General features: G+C 59.0%; 21 protein-coding genes. 7 read left to right on the forward strand and 14 right to left on the reverse strand.

Annotated features, from left to right (window positions below):
• Positions 1-118: 118 nt before the first annotated feature.
• Positions 119-1,024: an ABC transporter ATP-binding protein gene (locus tag H3L94_RS07880; RefSeq protein WP_040660075.1), complete on the forward strand. Its 906-nt coding sequence runs from the start codon at positions 119-121 to the stop codon at positions 1,022-1,024.
• The gene (locus H3L94_RS07885; protein WP_182121570.1) at positions 1,021-1,785 is read left to right on the forward strand and encodes an ABC transporter permease; all 765 of its coding nucleotides are present in this window, start codon (positions 1,021-1,023) and stop codon (positions 1,783-1,785) included. The genes H3L94_RS07880 and H3L94_RS07885 overlap by 4 nt, the downstream gene beginning before the upstream one ends.
• Before the next feature lie 268 nt (positions 1,786-2,053).
• Here H3L94_RS07885 and H3L94_RS07890 read toward each other — a convergent pair whose 3' ends face one another.
• The 4 genes from H3L94_RS07890 to plsY form a co-directional block, all read right to left on the reverse strand.
• Positions 2,054-3,301, reverse strand: a complete 1,248-nt coding sequence (locus H3L94_RS07890) for an MFS transporter (protein WP_182121571.1) — start codon at positions 3,299-3,301, stop codon at positions 2,054-2,056.
• Complete coding sequence (locus tag H3L94_RS07895) at positions 3,298-3,438, reverse strand: hypothetical protein (protein ID WP_182121572.1); 141 nt, start codon at positions 3,436-3,438, stop codon at positions 3,298-3,300. Before H3L94_RS07895 ends, H3L94_RS07890 begins: the two co-directional genes overlap by 4 nt.
• The gene (locus H3L94_RS07900) at positions 3,435-4,109 is read right to left on the reverse strand and encodes a hypothetical protein (RefSeq protein ID WP_182121573.1); all 675 of its coding nucleotides are present in this window, start codon (positions 4,107-4,109) and stop codon (positions 3,435-3,437) included. The genes H3L94_RS07895 and H3L94_RS07900 overlap by 4 nt, the downstream gene beginning before the upstream one ends.
• 105 nt (positions 4,110-4,214) lie before the next feature.
• Entirely contained in the window at positions 4,215-4,838 is a 624-nt protein-coding gene (plsY, locus tag H3L94_RS07905) for a glycerol-3-phosphate 1-O-acyltransferase PlsY (protein ID WP_182121574.1), read from the reverse strand.
• Between the two features lie 54 nt (positions 4,839-4,892).
• Here plsY and folB point away from each other — a divergent pair, with 54 nt between their 5' ends.
• Together folB and H3L94_RS13030 are read left to right on the forward strand one after the other, a co-directional pair.
• Entirely contained in the window at positions 4,893-5,258 is a 366-nt protein-coding gene (folB, locus tag H3L94_RS07910) for a dihydroneopterin aldolase (RefSeq protein ID WP_182121575.1), read from the forward strand.
• Between the two features lie 194 nt (positions 5,259-5,452).
• Positions 5,453-6,392 (forward strand): IS630 family transposase gene (locus H3L94_RS13030; protein WP_182121299.1). Its coding sequence is split into 2 segments (ribosomal slippage): positions 5,453-5,785 and positions 5,787-6,392, totalling 939 coding nucleotides; the frame shifts between segments, so codons are not numbered across the junction.
• 161 nt (positions 6,393-6,553) lie between these two features.
• Here the strand turns inward: H3L94_RS13030 and H3L94_RS07920 are convergent.
• From H3L94_RS07920 to phaR, 5 genes are all read right to left on the reverse strand, one after another.
• Positions 6,554-7,084, reverse strand: coding sequence for a CNP1-like family protein (locus H3L94_RS07920; RefSeq protein ID WP_244958736.1), 531 nt, complete (start codon positions 7,082-7,084; stop codon positions 6,554-6,556).
• Positions 7,085-7,236: 152 nt separating this feature from the next.
• Entirely contained in the window at positions 7,237-7,623 is a 387-nt protein-coding gene (locus H3L94_RS07925; RefSeq protein ID WP_182121576.1) for a hypothetical protein, read from the reverse strand.
• 45 nt (positions 7,624-7,668) lie between these two features.
• Positions 7,669-8,499 (reverse strand): PhzF family phenazine biosynthesis protein, encoded by an 831-nt coding sequence (locus H3L94_RS07930; RefSeq protein ID WP_182121577.1) that lies wholly within the window; start codon positions 8,497-8,499, stop codon positions 7,669-7,671.
• Between the two features lie 93 nt (positions 8,500-8,592).
• Positions 8,593-9,240 (reverse strand): adenylate kinase, encoded by a 648-nt coding sequence (gene adk / locus H3L94_RS07935; RefSeq protein WP_182121578.1) that lies wholly within the window; start codon positions 9,238-9,240, stop codon positions 8,593-8,595.
• A gap of 91 nt (positions 9,241-9,331) precedes the next feature.
• Positions 9,332-9,802 carry a polyhydroxyalkanoate synthesis repressor PhaR gene (gene phaR, locus H3L94_RS07940; protein WP_182121579.1) on the reverse strand — a complete coding sequence of 157 codons (471 nt, stop codon included), beginning with the start codon at positions 9,800-9,802 and terminating at the stop codon, positions 9,332-9,334.
• 212 nt (positions 9,803-10,014) lie between these two features.
• On the opposite strand from phaR, the gene H3L94_RS07945 reads away from it, so the two are divergent.
• Positions 10,015-11,145 carry a M14 family metallopeptidase gene (locus H3L94_RS07945; RefSeq protein ID WP_182121580.1) on the forward strand — a complete coding sequence of 377 codons (1,131 nt, stop codon included), beginning with the start codon at positions 10,015-10,017 and terminating at the stop codon, positions 11,143-11,145.
• A 214-nt stretch (positions 11,146-11,359) separates the two neighbouring features.
• Here H3L94_RS07945 and H3L94_RS07950 read toward each other — a convergent pair whose 3' ends face one another.
• Positions 11,360-11,917, reverse strand: a complete 558-nt coding sequence (locus H3L94_RS07950; protein ID WP_182121581.1) for a hypothetical protein — start codon at positions 11,915-11,917, stop codon at positions 11,360-11,362.
• Between the two features lie 250 nt (positions 11,918-12,167).
• On the opposite strand from H3L94_RS07950, the gene H3L94_RS07955 reads away from it, so the two are divergent.
• Positions 12,168-12,350: a hypothetical protein gene (locus tag H3L94_RS07955; RefSeq protein ID WP_182121582.1), complete on the forward strand. Its 183-nt coding sequence runs from the start codon at positions 12,168-12,170 to the stop codon at positions 12,348-12,350.
• Positions 12,351-12,380: 30 nt separating this feature from the next.
• Here the strand turns inward: H3L94_RS07955 and H3L94_RS07960 are convergent, their stop codons facing one another.
• From H3L94_RS07960 to H3L94_RS07975, 4 genes are all read right to left on the reverse strand, one after another.
• Positions 12,381-14,222, reverse strand: coding sequence for an LTA synthase family protein (locus H3L94_RS07960; protein ID WP_244958737.1), 1,842 nt, complete (start codon positions 14,220-14,222; stop codon positions 12,381-12,383).
• Between the two features lie 68 nt (positions 14,223-14,290).
• Positions 14,291-15,079 (reverse strand): competence/damage-inducible protein A, encoded by a 789-nt coding sequence (locus H3L94_RS07965; protein WP_182121583.1) that lies wholly within the window; start codon positions 15,077-15,079, stop codon positions 14,291-14,293.
• Positions 15,080-15,175: 96 nt separating this feature from the next.
• Positions 15,176-15,823 (reverse strand): HAD family hydrolase, encoded by a 648-nt coding sequence (locus H3L94_RS07970; protein ID WP_182121584.1) that lies wholly within the window; start codon positions 15,821-15,823, stop codon positions 15,176-15,178.
• 32 nt (positions 15,824-15,855) lie between these two features.
• The gene (locus H3L94_RS07975) at positions 15,856-16,671 is read right to left on the reverse strand and encodes a ferritin-like domain-containing protein (RefSeq protein WP_182121585.1); all 816 of its coding nucleotides are present in this window, start codon (positions 16,669-16,671) and stop codon (positions 15,856-15,858) included.
• A 286-nt stretch (positions 16,672-16,957) separates the two neighbouring features.
• On the opposite strand from H3L94_RS07975, the gene lolA reads away from it, so the two are divergent.
• Complete coding sequence (lolA, locus tag H3L94_RS07980) at positions 16,958-17,578, forward strand: outer membrane lipoprotein periplasmic chaperone LolA (RefSeq protein WP_182121586.1); 621 nt, start codon at positions 16,958-16,960, stop codon at positions 17,576-17,578.
• The last annotated feature ends 35 nt before the right edge of the window (positions 17,579-17,613 follow it).

Raw genomic sequence — 17,613 nt, forward strand, 5'->3', positions numbered from 1 at the left:
GCAGCATGGCCGGCCCGCCATGCTGTTTTTATGGACGGCGCCGCCGCCTGTTTTCCCGGCCGCCCATCCGTTATAATGCCCCGTTTTGCCGCCCCGAAGCGGCTTTCAGGTAGCCTTTATGTCTGCATTACAGATACGCGATGCCCGCAAAACCTATGCCAACGGCTTCACCGCCTTAAAAGGCGTGTCGTTCGACGTGGAAGCGGGCGAATTCTTCGCCCTGCTCGGCCCCAACGGCGCGGGCAAAACCACTTTGATTTCCGCCATTGCCGGCCTCAGCCGCCTGAGCGGCGGCAGCATCCGCGTGATGGATCGCGACGTCGTCAAACAAAGCGATGCCGCCCGCCGCCTGCTCGGCGTGGTGCCGCAGGAATTGGTGTTCGACCCCTTTTTCACCGTGCGCGAAGCCCTGCGGATTCAGTCGGGCTATTTCGGCATCCGCAAAAACGATGCCTGGATCGACGAACTGCTGCACCATTTGGGGCTGGCCGACAAAGCCGACACCAACACGCGCAACCTCTCCGGCGGCATGAAACGGCGGGTGATGGTGGCGCAGGCGCTGGTGCACCGCCCGCCGGTGATCATCCTCGACGAACCCACCGCCGGCGTGGACGTGGAGCTGCGCCACAGCCTGTGGGCCTTTATGCAAACCCTCAACCGCCAAGGCCACACCATCATCCTCACCACCCACTACCTGGAAGAAGCCGAGCAATACTGCAACCGCATCGCCGTCATGCGGCGCGGCGAGTTGGTGGCCTTGGACAAAACCGAACGCCTGCTGCGCAACGACCAAGGCGTGCGCGTACAGCTGCGCCTATCCGCCCCGCTGCCGCCGCGCCTGCGCGACACCTGCATCCACGACGCCGCACCGGAATACACCCTGCTCTTGAAAGACTACAACCAGATTGCCGACATTTTAGGCTACCTGAAAGTAGAGCAGATCACCGTCGAACACCTCGCCGTATTGGAAAAAGATTTGGAACAGGTTTTCATCAGCCTCACCGCTGGGGAGGAGCAAGCATGAACGTCATCGGCTTTTACACCCTGCTGCGTAAAGAAATCATGCGCTTTGCCAAAGTGTGGCTGCAAACCCTGGGCGCGCCCATCCTCACCGCCCTGCTCTACCAGCTGATTTTCGCCCACGCCGTCGGCCGCCACATCGAAGCCCTGCCCGGCGTGGCCTACAACGCCTTTCTGATTCCCGGCCTGGCGATGATGAGCATGACACAAAACGCTTTTGCCAATACCTCCTCCAGTCTGATGCAGTCGCGGATCACCGGCAATTTGGTGTACATCCTGCTGCCGCCGCTCTCCTCGCTCACCCTGTTTGCCGCCTACACCGGCGCCGCCATAGTGCGCGGCTTGGTTGTGGGCGGCGGCGTGTTGCTCGCCACCGCCTGGTTCGGCCTGCCTTGGCCGCAGCAGCCGCTGTTCGTGCTCGCCTTCGCCCTGTGCGGCTGCGGCTTTATGGCCTCTTTGGGGCTGCTGGCCGGCATTTGGGCAGAAAAGTTCGACCAGCTCGCCGCCTTCCAAAACTTCCTCATCATGCCGCTCACCTTCCTCTCCGGCGTGTTCTACTCCATCCACAGCCTGCCGCCGTTTTGGCAGGCCGTGAGCCACGCCAACCCCGTGTTCTACCTGATCGACGGCTTCCGCTACGGCTTCTTCGGCACCAGCGACATCTCGCCCTGGCTCTCCTTAGGCGTAGTAGCCGCCTTCACCGCCGCCACCGCCATGTTTTCCTTCGCCGTGCTGCATTCCGGCTGGAAACTGCGCAACCAATAAGGCCTACCCGGCACAACAGGCTACCTGAAAGCATGCGGGCCGGTTTGCGGCCGGCAGACACTTTCAGGTAGCCTGTGGCATTTTGGGTATGTATTGGGACGCAGTAAGCAAACCGCCGCCATTCCCTTAACAGGGCATGGCGGCGCTTGCTAAGTGGGTTTGCCGAAACAGATTACAGAAACAACAGGCTACCTGAAAACGCATCACTCGGATTTCCACTAAAACAAGGCTTTCAGGTAGCCTCTACTCCTCATCAGGCGCCACCACTTTAGCCGCCCGCCGTCTGCTGGCGCGCGACTTTCTGCTCCCGAATCGGCAGGTTTAGCAAAGCTGCGGCCGCGGCCAGCGCCATATCGGCATACCACATCCAGCCGTAATCGCCGAAGCGGGTAATCGCCCAGCCACCGAGATAAGCCCCGAAAAAGCCGCCGATTTGGTGCGACAGCAAGGTGAGACCAAACAGAGTGGCCAGATAACGCAAGCCGAACAACTTGCCCACAATCGCCGCCGTTGGCGGCACGGTGGCCAGCCAAGTCAAGCCCAGCCCGGCGGCAAACAGGTAAAACACGGTATCAGTGCGCGGCATCATCAAATAGGCCGCCACCAAAGCCGCACGCGAGGCGTACATCCAAAACAGAATGTATTTGCTGCGCCAGCGGCCGACACACCAGCCGGCCAACACGCTGCCCACCACGTTCGCCATGCCGATGATGGCCAGCGACCAAGACGCCACCGCCGGCGGCAGCCCGCACAAGGCCACTTCTGTCGGCAAATGGGTCACCAAAAACGCAATATGGAAACCGCAGGTGAAAAAACCCAGATGCAGCAGAATATAACTGCGGTCGCGGAACGCCTGCGCCAGCGCCTGCCTCAGAGTTTGGCCGTCGGCCGCCGCGCCGGCGGGCAGCCGCTCGGGCGATGCATCGCCGCGGGTCAGGAAGCGCGACACCGGAATCGCCAGCAGGCTGATGCCGGCCAACACATACATTGCACCGCGCCAGCCCGCCGCCGGCAGCAGAATCAGCCCCTGCACCAGCGGCGCAAACAAAAACTGGCCGAAGGAGCCGCCCGCATTCACCATGCCGGAGGCCGTTCCGCGCCAATGCGGCGGCACCTTGTTGGCCACCTGGCTCATCAGAATCGAAAAACTGCCCGCGCCCGCACCCAAGGCCACCATCACGCCCACCGTTAGCGTCAGCCCCCAGGTGCCGGGCAGCCAGGGCACCAAAGCGCAGCCCAAGGCCAGCAGCAATGTGCCCCACAACATCACTTGCCACGCACCGTAACGGTCGGCCAGCGCACCGGTTACCGGCTGCGACACCCCCCACATCAGCTGGGTCACCGCCATGGCGAAACTCACCGCAGAAATACTGAGCGCGGTGTCGCTCACAATCGGCTGCACAAACAGCCCGAGCGACATACGTATGCCCATGGTGATCATCAGCACCGACGCCGCAGCCGCTACCAAAAGCCAAATGCGGCCTTCCATTTGCGCCTGTCTCACCGTATCTTTCATGTCTTAATGATGCGCATACCCGGCGAGGCTGTCGCTGAACTCCAGAACAATATCCGTGCGAACTGGATTGTATTGGAGAAGAATGACGGTGTATGCTTCAAACGTGCAAGAAGGTTGGCAAGCAGTGGCAGGGTCATGGCGTGCTCCTTTGGGTTTTGCGCAGCGGGTCGCCGCCGTGAGCGTCCCAATAGGCAACATAATCGGGCGCATCGCGCAGCAGCCAGTAGCGCAGGCATTCTTCGGCTTCCTTGGCTTTTCCGCTGTCCAAGGCATCAAAATAGCCCTCGCGAAACTCTTGGGCTTGCGCACGTTTTTCCGCGTTGTAGCGCCGAGCGGCGGCAGCGTTTGCATCGCTGCTCATGCGTACCCAGAACGGCAAGGCCTGTTGCACGAAGGCGGCTTCAAAATCGTCCATCACCGCATCAAGGTTGCTGCCGTCGGCCGCCACACGCCAGAGGCTCATATCCTTTTTGCGCCCGCCGCCGGTCTGGCTTGGCGCGCCATCGCATTGCACGCTCATCAGATATTGCGTGCCCCAATAAGGCTCTCGCGCCTGCAAATAACGCTCGACAATGGCCTGCTCATCGGCATCGAAATGGTAAATGCCAGCCACGCAATCAAAGGTGCTGTCGGCGCTTGGCCGCCCGATATGCTGCAAATGTGCATTCAATGCGCGGCTGGCGGCATACCACACCTGTCCGTCAGCGAGACGGTAATAGCTGCGGCCGATATGGTGCTGAAAGCCCTGCGCCTGCAAATGCGGCCACAGACGCTTGTGTAGGATGGCGAAAATTTTACGGCTCATCATGATTTTCTCCTGGTCACTATTCTTCTTGTTTTTCTTCCCGCCCCAAGCTCCCTCATATACGCCGTGATGTGTTTGTGCGATGTAAAAATAATAAAGGCATGGTTTCTATTCCGCTTTTTCGCCGATTTTTCCTTCTCGGCCGCTCAACAAATTGCGGATATTGCTGTGGTGGCGCACCAGCACCAACACGGCAATGATGACCACGGCCCACACCCACGAGGGCTTGTCCACCAGCCAATAGGCCGCCAGCGGGCTGATGGCGGTGGCCGCCAACGCGGCCAAGGAAGAAATCTTCAAGCCGAAAGCCAATATCAACCACACCGCGGCACAAATCAGCGCCACCGGCCAACACAGCGCCAACAACACGCCCAGGGCGGTGGCCACGCCTTTGCCGCCTTTGAAACCGAAAAACACCGGCCACATATGGCCCACCAGAGCCGCCACCGCCACCGCGGCAATGCCGGCATCGCTCAATCCCGCCGCATCTTGCAGCCAACGTGCCAGCAGCACCGCCACCAGGCCTTTGAGTGCATCGCCCAACAGCGTGAGCGCCGCTGCCTTTTTGCGGCCGCTGCGCAGCACATTGGTGGCGCCCGGATTGCCCGAGCCGTAGGTGCGCGGATCGTCCATACCGTAATATTTCGACACCAGCACCGCAAACGAAAGCGAACCCAACAAATAGGCCGCCGCCACGGCCACCCAATCGGCCGCAGAAAATAAATCCAACATAGCGCTATTACTTTGCATAAAATGGGAAGCGGATTCTATCACGAGGGCCAAGCCATGAACGACACCGTTTTCCTACACGGTTTGAAAGTAGATACCCTGATCGGCGTGTACGACTGGGAGCGTACCCGCCCCCAAACCATCCTGTTCGACATCGACATCCATACCGACCTCTCCGCCGCCGGCGCCAGCGACGAAGTGGACGACACCGTGCATTACGGCGAAGTGGCCGACACCGTGCGCGCCGGCGTCAAAGCGCAACAGTTCTTCCTGCTCGAAGCCTTGGCCGAATATGTAGCCACGCTGATTTTGAACAATTTCCGCTGCGAACGCGTGCGCCTGCGCGTGGTCAAACCGGGCATCTTGCCCGATGTTCGCGAAGTGGGTATTGTGATTGAACGCCGACGCGGTGCCCAGAGCTAAACACCTAAAACGACCCTAAAAATCAGGCTGAGACCTTTGCAAAACCTCCAGATGTGGATGCAGTTCAAGGCGTAGCAGCACAGCGAACGTGAACGCCAGGAATCCCTATGGGACAGACATATCATCTACAAGGCTAGAGCAACTTCGACTAAAAACGTTACATAATAGGTTTTTTCTGGCAGCCGGAGCATGAGATGCGCGCCTATTCGCAAGACCTGCGAGATCGAGTACTGGGAGCGCTGGAGCGCGGAGAGCGACCCAGCGCCATTGCCCGTCGTTATGAAGTCAGCCGCATGTGGGTATATCGGGTGCGTGATCGCTTCGAAAAAGAAGGCGAGCGCAGCAGCAGGCAGCAAGGCGGCAAGCGCATCTCCCGGCTGGCGCCAGTAGAGGGCATGATCCGCGACTGGATCAAGGCCGATCCCGATCTGACCTTGGTGCAAATGTGCGAGCGTTTGGGCGAGCATGGCATCAGCATCAAACCCTCGGCCTTGTGGCACCAGCTCAACAAATGGCGGCTGAGCTTCAAAAAAAACGCTGCACGCCAGCGAGCAGGAGCGTGAAGACGTGCAGCAGGCACGGGCGAGCTGGATACAGCAGCAGGCCCGGCTCGATGCCAGGCGCCTGGTATTTCTGGACGAGACCTGGAGCAGCACCTGCATGACGCCGCTGCGCGGGCGCGCCCCGCGCGGTCAACGCTGCGTGGCCAGCGCCCCGCATGGGCACTGGAAGACCAGCACCTTCATTGCCGCCTTGCGCTGTGATGCACTGACGGCCCCCATGGTGACCGATGGCCCCATCAATGGCGCCGTGTTTCTGGCGTGGGTCAAAACCTTTCGGTGCCCGACACTTCGCCCTGGCGACATCGTCATTGCCGACAACCTCTCCAGCCACAAAGTGGCGGGCGTGCGAGAAGCCATCGAAGGCGTGGGCGCCAGCATTCGCTATCTGCCGCCGTACTCGCCGGATTTGAACCCCATCGAGAAGCTGTTTGCCAAGTTCAAGGCGCTGCTGCGCAGGGCGGGCGAGCGCACGGTGGGTGCGCTGTGGCAGCGCATGGGGCAGCTGGTTGATTTGTTCTCGGCTCAAGAGTGTGCCAATTACTTCAAATCAGCTGGGTATGTAATGAATTAAATCGAAATTGCTCTAAGCGAGCGAGCAGTACCCATAGGGCATAAACGCACAACGCAGAAATGCGCCGCAGACGGGGGTGTTGCAAAGGTCTCAGGCTACCTGAAAACCACCTGCGCAGAAATGCGCGTGATTGGTTTTCAGGTAGCCTGATGGGCAGGGGTTTAAGAGCGTTTGCCGAAGCGGTGCAAAAGCTGCTCGGCCTCTTCGGCACTGCGCGGGATGCCGTCTTCGCACAAGATGCGCATCAGGCGGCCGCGCACGGGGTCGGCAGCGGTGCGGTAGTTGTCATAAAGCCGCCATTGCGTGTTGCGCGGGGCGATCCAGCGGCGGTTGCTGTTGTCGCCAAAGGCAAACGGGCGCTGATGCAGGTCATGGCAGCGGATGCCTTCGTAAGTGTAGTTCGGCTGGCCGCCCGGCGAACGGATGGCCAGCACATAACGCAGGCTGCCGTCGGCGGCTTTTTCCAAAGGCAGCAGCACTTCGGCCTGATTGGCATAGGTTGGGTTCACATATAATTGAAACCAGTTGCCGCGCCCGGCCTCGGGATAGTCGGGCAGGGTAACCGCCGCTTCGTTCCAAGCCCGCTCGTTTTCGAATTGGTGGCCGTAACGCTCGGTAAACGGCATATAGTCTTCGGCGGCAGCGGGCAGCGCAGCCAGCAGCGCCAGCATCACAATCAGTTTTCTGTTCACAAGATTATCCTCAAGGCTGGTAGCGTTTCAAAATTTCATTCACACGGCAGCGGCCAAGGGCAGGCAGAGTAAGGCCGGAAGTAGGTATGTTTTAAGCCCATTACAGCAACTATCGATGCGGTTTCAGGTAGCCTCACAGCCGGCCCGTGCTGTTACGGACGGCCTTGGGTTTGGCTTTGATAGCGCTTCAGCATATCGTCCAAGGTGCGGTCGATGTTGCTGCATTGGCGGCGCACGGCGTTTTCATCAATGCCGCGGCTCTGCTGCCGCTCAAGATAGGTGCTCAAGTCATGTTGCAGCCGTTTTTGTGCCGACTCATCCAGCTGCCGGTCGCAGATTTCGATCTGTTTGCCCATTTGTTCGGCCACATTTTCCAGCACCGCATCCGACGGCAGGCTTTTTTCATCGCACACTTGGATAAAAGCCATCAGCTGCCACGTGTCTTGCACCAGCCTCAGGCATTGCGGGTAAACGCCCTGCCCGGCAGCGGCCAAAGGCAGACAGAGTACGGCCGGCAACAGGTATGTTTTCAAATCCATCACAGTCACTCTCAATCTGGTTTCAGCTAGCCTCAAATCTTTGCGTTACGCACCCAAAGGCGGGGACGATGCGGGCAGATCTATCCTGCCTTCCAGATAAACCACGCAGCGGCCTGTAATATACACGGCATCATCGGTAACACGGCAATGCAGGCGGCCGCCACGTGCCGAGGCCTGATAGGCGGTCAGTTCGGTTTTGCCCAATCGGTGCGCCCAAAACGGCGCCAGCCCGGCGTGAATCGAGCCGGTCACGGCATCCTCGCTGCCGCCGTTGGCCGGCCAAAAATAGCGTGAAACAAAATCATGCCCGCTACCCGGCTCGGCCGCCGCTGTCACCACCACATCGTAAGGGGCAAGCTGCTTCAGGATGTGGTCATCGGCGCGCACATTCAACACATCAGCGGCATGCGGATAGACAACAAAATAGGCTTGCGGGCTGCGCAACACTTCGCGGGGCGCAATGCTCAAGCCCTTGCCCAGCGCTTCCGGGACGGAATCCACCGCTTCGGCAAGGCGCGGAGGGAAGCGCATCTGCAAACCGTCGGCATAGCGCGTCACCGCCAATTCGCCCACCGCCTCGGCGTGAAAATACAGCGTTTCCGCCTGCGGATGGTCGTCAAACAATGCCCAAGCCGCCGCCAGGGTGGCATGGCCGCAAAAGTCGATTTCCGTTAACGGCGAAAACCATCGGATGCGGTAATGCCATGCTTCGCCTTCGGCAACGACAAAGGCGGTTTCCGCCAGATTGTTTTCCGCCGCTACCGCCTGCATCAACGTTTCAGGTAGCCAATGCGGCAATATCATCACCGCAGCCTGGTTGCCGCCAAACAAAGTGTCGGTAAAGGCATCGATGATGCGGATGGGGTAATGCGGCATCGGCTTTGTCTTAATTGTCGATTGAATATTGATGACTCAGGCAGCCTTTTTTAATAGGCGCAAAGGCTACCTGAAAGCTTGTCTAGGCAAACATTATTGGCCCAAGGCACCCAATACTTCGGCTTTCACCGTTTCTACCGGACGGGTGCCGTCCACCTTAATGTATTTGGGCGCGTTGCTGCCGCTTAAGCCGCTGTAAAAGCCGATCAGGACGGCGGTTTGTTCATGATAAACCGCCAAACGGTTTTTCACGGTTTCTTCTTTGTCGTCATCGCGCTGCACCAAGTCTTCGCCGGTTACGTCGTCTTTGCCTTCGGTTTTCGGCGGGTTGAATTTGGTGTGGTAGGTACGGCCGGAAGCCAGGTGCACGCGGCGGCCGCTCATGCGCTCCAAAATCACGTCGTCGGGCACGTCGATTTCCACCACGGCATCCAAATCCACCCCGGCTTCGCGCATGGCTTCGGCCTGCGCCAGCGTGCGCGGAAAGCCGTCGAACAAAAAGCCGTTTTTGCAGTCGTCTTGCGCAATGCGCTCTTTCACCATACCGATGATGATGTCGTCACGCACCAAACCGCCTTCGTCCATGATTTTCTTGGCTTCCAAGCCCAGCGGGGTGCCGGCTTTGATGGCGGCGCGCAACATATCGCCGGTGGAGATTTGCGGAATATTGAAGGCGGCGGTAATGAATTGCGCCTGAGTGCCTTTGCCTGCGCCGGGCGCGCCGAGTAACAATACTTTCATTGGGGATTTCCTGTTGTAGTGGGTGACAGAAAGGGTTTCAGGTAGCCTGAACCCTGCGTGGCGGGCAGCCGAAACGGCCGCCGGTACGCGCTTATTCTTTGGGCAACCAGCCGATGGTCTGCCAAAACTGCAGCGACTGTTTTTGAAGCTGCTGTTGCCATTCGGCCAGCGAAGCGGCGGCGGGCGGGAAGGCGAAGGGTTGCAGCCAGTTTTGGCCGCCGCCCTGCATCTGTTTCTGCATGCCCTGCTGCCAGTCGGCAAAAATGCGCATGTTTTGTTCTAAAAACGGGGTGAGCATGGATTGCGAAGTGTGGCCGTAGATGCGGATGAATTGGCGCAGCATGTCGTTGCTCAAAATCGGGCGGCCGCCGGTTTCTTCTTCCAGCAGAATCTGCAGCAGCACTTGGCGGGTCAGGTCTTCGTCGCTTTTGGCATCGCGCACTTCGATGTCTTCGCCTTCCAAAATCATCTGTTTCACATCGGATAAGGTGATGTAGCCGCTGATGGCGGTGTCGTACAGACGGCGGTTGGGGTATTTTTTGATCACGTGTTTGGCTGACATGGCGTTTCTCCTTGTTCCGACCAGCGGTTTGTTTTGTGCGCTGCACAGTTTAGAACCCCTGCCGGAAAAAATCCAGCTTTTTTGCCCCGCAACATAAGCCAGACATCCTGCCCCACCGGGGCGGGAAAAGCATTTTCCCCGCCTGCCCGATGCTATACAATGCCGCCGTTCCCCTTTCTTCCTCTTAACAAGTTAACAAGCTGGAAACCGACATGCCCAAAATCAGCAGCAACTTCGATGCCGGCGCCATCACCGTGATCGACGCCGCCGACAGCAGCAACATCCGCCTCAATCTGCGCGGCGACAACGCCTCCGAATTCAAACAATGGTTTTACTTCCGCCTGCAAGGCGCGGCCTACCAGCCCTGTACCCTGCGCATCGAAGACGCCGGCACCGCCACCTACCACTATGCCTGGCCCGACTACCAAGCCGTGGCTTCTTACGACCGCAGCAACTGGTTCCGCGTGCCCACCCGCTATGAAAACGGCGAGCTCATCATCGAACACACCCCGCTGGCCAACAGCGTGTATTACGCCTATTTCGAGCCCTACTCCCACGAGCAGCACCTCAACCTGCTCGGCGAAGCACAAGGCAGCGGCCTGTGCCAAATCGACGACTTGGGCAGCACCGTACAGGGCCGCGACCTCAACCTGCTCACCATCGGCAACCAAGCAGCCAGCGACCTGAAAATCTGGGTCATCGCCCGCCAGCACCCCGGCGAAAGCATGGCCGAATGGTTTATCGAAGGTTTCCTCGCCCGCCTGCTCGACCACCAAGACCCCACCGCCCGCGCCCTGCTCGACCGCGCCACTTTCTATGTGGTGCCCAATATGAACCCCGACGGCTCCGTACTCGGCAACCTGCGCACCAATGCCGCCGGTGCCAACCTCAACCGCGAATGGGCCGAGCCTACCTTAGCCCACAGCCCCGAAGTGTATTACGTGCGCGAGAAAATGCACGAAACCGGCGTCGATATGTTCCTCGACATCCACGGCGACGAAGAACTGCCCTATGTTTTCGTGGCCGGCACCGAGGGCGTGCCTTCCTACAACGAACGCATCGCCGACTTGGAAAGCGCCTTCAAAACCGCCCTGCTGCAAGCCAGCCCCGATTTCCAAGACGAGCACGGCTATGAAAAAGACGCACCCGGCCAAGCCAACCTCGGCATGGCCACCGCCTACGTGGGCGAAACCTTCCGCTGCCTGGCCTACACCCTGGAAATGCCGTTTAAAGACAACCACAACCTGCCCGACGACGATTTCGGCTGGAACGGCCAGCGCTCCCTGCGCCTGGGCGAAGCCATGCTCAGCGCCATTCTCGCCGTAATGCCGCAGCTGCGCTGATGCCTCTCCGCCCGCCAGCCTTATGGCTTTTCACCTGCCTCTAGATAGCGTACTGCTCAGATAGACGGACCAACAGAAAGAAGCTGAAGTAGATTAACCGCAATTTTATTGGCATGGGTACGCTCATTGGCTCGGACGGCCAATTGGGCGTATTCTTTTGCAGTAAGCATGGGTTTTCTACGCTGAATGATTGGTTAAGTTTATATCTAATAAGCTAGCAAGAAACATAGTATGAAGTATCGATAATTCGATATTTGGGATGTGCTTCTCCCCCTTTCTCCCATTCCGGTTTGTCGCGCAAGCGCAGCATTTCCGGCATTTCTTTTTTGGTATACCACTCGATATTCGGCCGGCGCAGATTCAAGCCCATATCGAATTCCACCTGTTGCCAAACCCCGTTATAAGCCTTGTATTGGCGATAGGCGAAACTGCTGTTCCAGTCGAAACAATGAATGGGAATCACCACCATAAACCAAACCCCGTCCTTATCCCGATCCAAGACCATCGGTTCCCATTTGTCCGACCATACGGGCGGAGGGGGCAAGCCTTTGGCATCCAGCACCTCCACTTCATTTTTAAAAATCTTAGCGCTGCTGTCCGGCAGGAAGCCGCCTTCTTTATATGCCAGCCGCCGCTCCACCAAAATTACCGTGCCGTCGCTCAGCTCCACCTCCTCTTTCCAGCTTTGGTGGGTGAGCGGCTCCAATTCGAAACAGCCCGCCAGCCACAGCGTGGCGGCCAGGCAGAGTGCATAATGGCGAGATGTCAACATGATGGCTCCTTGGTTGTGTCCATTGTGAATTGTCTTTTCAGGTAACCTGAAGGCTACCTGAAAAGACAATGTGCTGAAATAGGCTACCCATCCGGGTTATTTTGCTTATTGTTTGAAGAAAAAAGAAAAAGGCAGGGCGGTTGGCAGGAAAATCAGACCGGAGCCTTAAGGAAAGCCGCTTTGCGCGGCATGGTATGTTCAAGCATTGCGTCTAACTTGGGGTTAGGCGTAATGGCTGCGGGAAGGATTTATGAGAATTGAGAGAAATGAAAGAATCGGCTGGGCAATGGCAGCTTCAGGTAGCCAAACCGCCGCTGAGAAAATGAGTGGTCAAGGAGATTTCCATATCATAATCAAGGCCGGCGAAAGCTGGAAAAGTATATTCGGTCGCTCTTTTCAAATACTTCTTGTAGAGGTGATTTTCCCTGATTAAAGCCGTCCGGCCAACTGAATACAATATGCTTCACTCCTCCGCCCAACGGTTTTGCCTCAGCAGAGTATCTGCCGTCTGCATACGCCATTGCAGTAAACGCCGTTGAGGTTCGGCATCGCCGCCTTCTTCGGTGAGCAGGTGGCGGCGGTTGAACTCGGCGTAGGCCCCTTCGGCCAGCATCACACTGATGTCGCCCTTGGTCATCATCAGCGGTTGTTGCGAATCGGGCCGCAGCAGGCTGTGGCCGAAGGCGGACACGGGCTCATTCCAGCCCAACAGGTCGATGAAGGTAGGCAATAAATCGTATTGGCTGGCCAAGCGGCTGTGGCGCTGCAGCGGCAAACTGCCGTCGGGCGCGAAAATCAACAGCGGAATATGGAAGGCTTCCGCACCTTGGCCGCCCGGGCCCGCATTGAGGGTGTGGTCGGCACTGATCACAAATACGGTGTTGCGGTACCAACTCTGCTGTTCGGCATACGTCATAAATTCTTGCAAAGCCCAGTCGCTGTAACGCAAGGTATTCAGAAAGCCCTGTTCGCCGCTGGATTGATGGGGCGCCAGATGAAATTCGCGGCCGGGGTCGGCAAACGGTTCGTGGGTAGTGCCGGTAAACACAAAGGCAAAAAACGGCTGCCGGCCTTCGCTGAGCTTGCGGCCGACAAACTGCAGGGTGTCGTAATCCCAGCCATACGGCGCCTGCTCGGCATAACTGCGCAAAAGCGGCACGTCTTCCATCCCGTAATATTCGCGGAAGCCGAGCGCATGGGCGATGCCGTCCATGTAGAAGGAGCGGCGCTTAGACGACTGCGCCATCAGGGTTCGGTAGCCGTGTGCGTCGGCCAAGGCGGCGATACGGCTCATGCGGTTGACTTCCAAACCGAAACCGAGATTCGGCTGACCGGGCAGCGCCGGCACGGCGGTGAGCGCCGCCTGGATACCGACGATGCTGCGCTGGCCGGCGGCGTAAAAACGATCCCATACCTGCGCACGCGGAATCAGGCTGTCCAGATAAGGCGTGGCGCCATAGGCACTGCCGGCCAAACCGTCGATGTAGCGGCTGCTCCAGCTTTCCAACAAAATAAACACCACGTTTTTACCGCTGGGCGCGTTGGACGCAGGCCGGTAAAGAAAGGGCTGTGCCGGCTGGGTGTGCGCCACCGCCGCCATCTCTTCGGCAGACAGCAGATCCAAAGGAGCGGCCTGTTGGTCACCGGCTTTCAGCGCAGCCAGCGGCCCGTTGATCGCCAAATTGGCTTGCGCCAGCGTTTGGCCTTTGAATGCGTCAATGGTACTCAAGGGCTTGCCGCCCCCCAAAGTCCCCCTCGCCGCCAACACCAAACACACCAGCAATAGACATGATTGCGCCGCGCCGCGCTGCCATGTTCCGTTCCAAGCCACTGCTTTGCCGGCCACCAGACGCTGCCACAGCCAGCCAGCCAGCAACAGCATAGCCAGTCCGCCCAAGGTGTGGCCCAAACGGGAAGAAACCGCCGCCCGCCAGACAAAGCCCCAGTCGCCGCCCAGACTAAACAACTCTCCGCCCAGATGGCGGCCCACTTCGCCGAAGTAGGCCAAATCGGCCACCCCGATGCCCAATAATACGGCCAACACCGCCGCCGCCAGCCAAGACACCGTTTTGCGGAAGCCGCGCCGCTGCAACCGCGGCCACGGAATCATCAGCAGCAATAAAAATGGCGCAAACGCCAATACCGCCAACTGGCCGTCAAAGCGCAGGCCTTGGGCAAACGCTCCGGCCTTTTGCCAAAGGGACAAATCGGCAAAATGTTCGGGATAAGCCCACAACAAGCCCAAGCGCAATAAAACAAAAGCCGCCAAGGCAAACCATATCATGCGTAAAGGAAGGGACCACATCGCCGATTACTTTCTCGATTCGTTCATCTTTAATTTGCCAGCAGCACACAGGCTACCTGAAAGGCTCTTCAGACAGCCTGTTCTTCGCCAATCTCCGCGCCCAAGTCGGCCAGCGCCGCCAAAGTATCAGCCCACACCGCAGGCAATTTGGCGCAGGCATCGGCACCTTCGGCTTTGAGGCCGAACAGAATGCAATAGCGTTCGCCTTCGGCGGCCAGTGTGGGCAGGCTGAAGGTGCGGATGCCGGCGTGCTGTTGCTCAATCTGCTCCATCAGCTCGGTAATGGCCGACTCCGGCAAGCCGTAAAGACGCACGCCGCGCTGGCTGCGGCGGGCTTGGTGGTGCAGCTGCGGATACAGCGTGTCCAATACCCATTCGGCCATCGGGTGTGCCATCACCGGGAAGCCGGGCAGGAAGTAATGTTCGCGGATGGCGAAGCCGGCAATCCGGTTGTAGGGGTTGGGCACCAAGGCGCTGCCTTGCGGGAAGTCGGCCATGCGCAGGCGGATTTGGTGCGCTTCGCTGTCCAAAGCGTCGCCGCGCTGCAAGGACACGCCCTCAATCAACGCCGCCGCTTCGGCATGGCGCTCAATCGGCAGGCCCAGCGCTTCGGCGGCGGCCTGGCGGGTATGGTCGTCGGGCGTGCCACCGATGCCGCCGGTCACGAATACCGGCAGGCCCTCGGCAAAACTCTGCGCCAGTTTGCGCACCAATAAAGGGCGTTCGTCAGGCAGATACTGCACCCAAGCCAGTTGCAGGCCGCGTTGCTCAAGCGCTTGTTTGAAAAAAGCGAAATGCCGGTCGATACGGCCGCCGTGCAAGATTTCGTCGCCGATGATGATCAGGCCGAAAGACATAATAAGTTCCTTACATTCAAAATGCCGGCACAGCAAGCCGGCCGGATTCGGGCTACCTGAACAGCGTTGTCTGTTTTCAGGTAGCCCGTGCGGCGCTCAAACCAAGTTCAAAATATCGGCCGGTTGGTCCACGCGGTAATCGGCCGGCCAGGTGTCCACCGCATCGTCGGCGGCGATATAGCCCCAGTTCACCAATACCGTGGTCATGCCGGCATCGCGGCCGGCCTGCATATCGCGCTCGGCGTCGCCCACATACAGGCAGTGCTGCGGCGCAATGCCGATTTGGTCGCAGGCGTGGTGCATCGGCAGCACGCTGGGCTTGGGCGCGGCGCAGGTGTCGCCGCTCACCACCACGGCAGGCGGAATGCTGAAGCCGAGAGTGGGCACCAGGCGGTGGGTGAAGGTATGCGGTTTGTTGGTAATGATGCCCCAAGCCAGGCCTTTACGGTGTAGGCCTTCGATCATGTCGTTGATGCCGCCGAACAGCACGGTGTCTTGGCAGAAGCATTGCTCATATTCATCCAAATAGGCGCGGCGCCACTGCGGATGTTCGGGGTGGTCGAGAGTGATGCCGGCGCCGAGGCGGATCAGGCCGTTGGCGCCGTGGCTGGCAATCGGCCGGATGGCGCTCATCGGCATGGCGGGCAGGCCTTTTTTGGCCAACAGGCGATTGAGTGCGCCGCCCAAATCGAGGGCGGTGTCGGCCAAAGTGCCGTCGAGGTCGAACAATACGGCTTGAATCATCTGGGTTCCTTGTTTTTCAATCCAATTTGTTTTCAGGTAACCTTGCGGTCGCGCTCGAAACTTTCCAGCATGGCCAGCTCGAATTCGCTGAAACCGGCCTGCTGCCGGGCTTCGAGGTTCACATGACCGCGGAAAATAAACAGGTCGTAGCGTTGCAGCAGGCGGCGGAACAGGGCGACCGGCTCTAGGCCGCGCTGTGCGCACAAATAGGCATACCAGCGGTTGCCCACCGCCACATGGCCCACTTCGTCGCGGTAGATGATGTCGAGCACGGCGCAGGTTTCGATATCGCCCTTCTGCTCGATTTTGGCGCGGATGGCGGGGGTGACGTCCAAACCGCGCGCTTCCAGCACGCGCGGCACCAACGCCATGCGCAGCAAAGGATCGTAGGCGGTTTTGTCGGCCATTTCCCATAAATGCCCGTGGGCGGGGAAACTGCCGTAATCAAAACCGTGCGCCTGTAAGCGTTGGCGCATCAGGCGGAAATGCAGGGCCTCTTCCGAGGCTACCTGAAGCCAATCCAAAGTAAATGCGGGCGGCAGCGAACGGAAGCGCCAAGCGGCGTCCAAAGCCAAATTGATGGCGTTGAACTCAATGTGGCACACCGAGTGCAATAATGCGGCATAGCCTTCGGGCGTGGTCATTTTGCGGGTGGTCACCGCTTCGGGCGGCACCAACTCGGGGCGCGGCGGACAACCCGCCCGCCTCAAATCATGCGGCAAAGGCACAGAAGCCTCCACACCCGCCGCGCGGGCACGGTCGTAAAGCGCCATCGCGCGGGCGGCTTTGTCTTCCGGCTCGCTACTTAACAGGGCGGCCTCGATATCGGCATAAGAAACGGCTTGCATGGGGGCGGATTATATAGCAGCAGCCGCAAGCCGAGCAGCCGTCTCTCCCCCTGAGGCTACCTGAAAACCGCCCTGCCCTGCCCACATCCGGCCTCACAGGCACCAGCATTTATCGGCCGGCAGATTAAATCGGGGTAAAAGTGCAGCCGTGTTTTCAAACTAAGCGCTTGCGCTTGCTGAAAAAAACCGACGCCGGTTTTCTTTACATTCCGCCACCCCGCTGGCCGCCGTACGGCAGGGTGGTACAATGCGCCGCATTGTTTCCGACACCAGCAAAGGCAAACCGATGAAAAATAAATGGCTCATCAAACTGGCGGCCGCCGCCGTATTATCCGGCAGCCTCACCCTCGCCCAAGCCGGCGGCATTGAAGCGCTGCAAAAGTTCAACGCCGACACCGACGGCATCAGCGGCAGCTTCAGCCAAAGCGTACAGAGCCGCAACAAAACACAAAGCGCGCGCGGCAGTTTCAGTATTCTGCGCCCCGGCCTGTTCAAATGGGAATACAACCAGCCCTACAAACAAACCATCGTCGGCGACGGCCAACACATTTGGCTGTACGACATCGACTTGGCCCAAATCACCAAAACCGCACAAAACCAAGCCATCGGCGACAGCCCGGCCGCCATTTTGTCGAACAAAGACGCACTGGAAGCCAGCTACACTTTGAAAGAAGACGGCTCGACCGGCGGCATCGACTATGTATTGGCCACCCCCAAGCGCTCCAACGCCGGCTACCAATACATCCGCATCGGCTTCAAAGGCGACGCACTGGCCGAAATGCGCCTGAAAGACAGCTTCGGCAACCAAACCACCATCCGCTTCTCCAACCTCAACACCCGCCCGAATCTCTCGCGCAACCATTTCCGCTTCACCCCGCCGCAAGGGGTGGACGTCATCAGCCAATAATCCGCACCGGCCGGCCAAACAGGCTACCTGAACAC

Origin of the sequence: Neisseria shayeganii (assembly GCF_014054965.1) — a bacterium.
GTDB classification, from domain to species: Bacteria; Pseudomonadota; Gammaproteobacteria; order Burkholderiales; family Neisseriaceae; genus Eikenella; species Eikenella shayeganii.

Bases quoted from the DNA above. Each gene is read 5' to 3' on its own strand.
- H3L94_RS07880 (WP_040660075.1), top strand. From the start codon at position 119: ATGTCTGCATTACAGATACGCGATGCCCGCAAAACCTATGCCAACGGC.
- H3L94_RS07885 (WP_182121570.1), top strand. From the start codon at position 1,021: ATGAACGTCATCGGCTTTTACACCCTGCTGCGTAAAGAAATCATGCGC.
- H3L94_RS07890 (WP_182121571.1), bottom strand. From the start codon at position 3,301: ATGAAAGATACGGTGAGACAGGCGCAAATGGAAGGCCGCATTTGGCTT.
- H3L94_RS07895 (WP_182121572.1), bottom strand. From the start codon at position 3,438: ATGACCCTGCCACTGCTTGCCAACCTTCTTGCACGTTTGAAGCATACA.
- H3L94_RS07900 (WP_182121573.1), bottom strand. From the start codon at position 4,109: ATGATGAGCCGTAAAATTTTCGCCATCCTACACAAGCGTCTGTGGCCG.
- plsY (WP_182121574.1), bottom strand. From the start codon at position 4,838: ATGTTGGATTTATTTTCTGCGGCCGATTGGGTGGCCGTGGCGGCGGCC.
- folB (WP_182121575.1), top strand. From the start codon at position 4,893: ATGAACGACACCGTTTTCCTACACGGTTTGAAAGTAGATACCCTGATC.
- H3L94_RS07925 (WP_182121576.1), bottom strand. From the start codon at position 7,623: ATGGATTTGAAAACATACCTGTTGCCGGCCGTACTCTGTCTGCCTTTG.
- H3L94_RS07930 (WP_182121577.1), bottom strand. From the start codon at position 8,499: ATGCCGCATTACCCCATCCGCATCATCGATGCCTTTACCGACACTTTG.
- adk (WP_182121578.1), bottom strand. From the start codon at position 9,240: ATGAAAGTATTGTTACTCGGCGCGCCCGGCGCAGGCAAAGGCACTCAG.
- phaR (WP_182121579.1), bottom strand. From the start codon at position 9,802: ATGTCAGCCAAACACGTGATCAAAAAATACCCCAACCGCCGTCTGTAC.
- H3L94_RS07945 (WP_182121580.1), top strand. From the start codon at position 10,015: ATGCCCAAAATCAGCAGCAACTTCGATGCCGGCGCCATCACCGTGATC.
- H3L94_RS07950 (WP_182121581.1), bottom strand. From the start codon at position 11,917: ATGTTGACATCTCGCCATTATGCACTCTGCCTGGCCGCCACGCTGTGG.
- H3L94_RS07955 (WP_182121582.1), top strand. From the start codon at position 12,168: ATGAGAATTGAGAGAAATGAAAGAATCGGCTGGGCAATGGCAGCTTCA.
- H3L94_RS07960 (WP_244958737.1), bottom strand. From the start codon at position 14,222: ATGTGGTCCCTTCCTTTACGCATGATATGGTTTGCCTTGGCGGCTTTT.
- H3L94_RS07965 (WP_182121583.1), bottom strand. From the start codon at position 15,079: ATGTCTTTCGGCCTGATCATCATCGGCGACGAAATCTTGCACGGCGGC.
- H3L94_RS07970 (WP_182121584.1), bottom strand. From the start codon at position 15,823: ATGATTCAAGCCGTATTGTTCGACCTCGACGGCACTTTGGCCGACACC.
- H3L94_RS07975 (WP_182121585.1), bottom strand. From the start codon at position 16,671: ATGCAAGCCGTTTCTTATGCCGATATCGAGGCCGCCCTGTTAAGTAGC.
- lolA (WP_182121586.1), top strand. From the start codon at position 16,958: ATGAAAAATAAATGGCTCATCAAACTGGCGGCCGCCGCCGTATTATCC.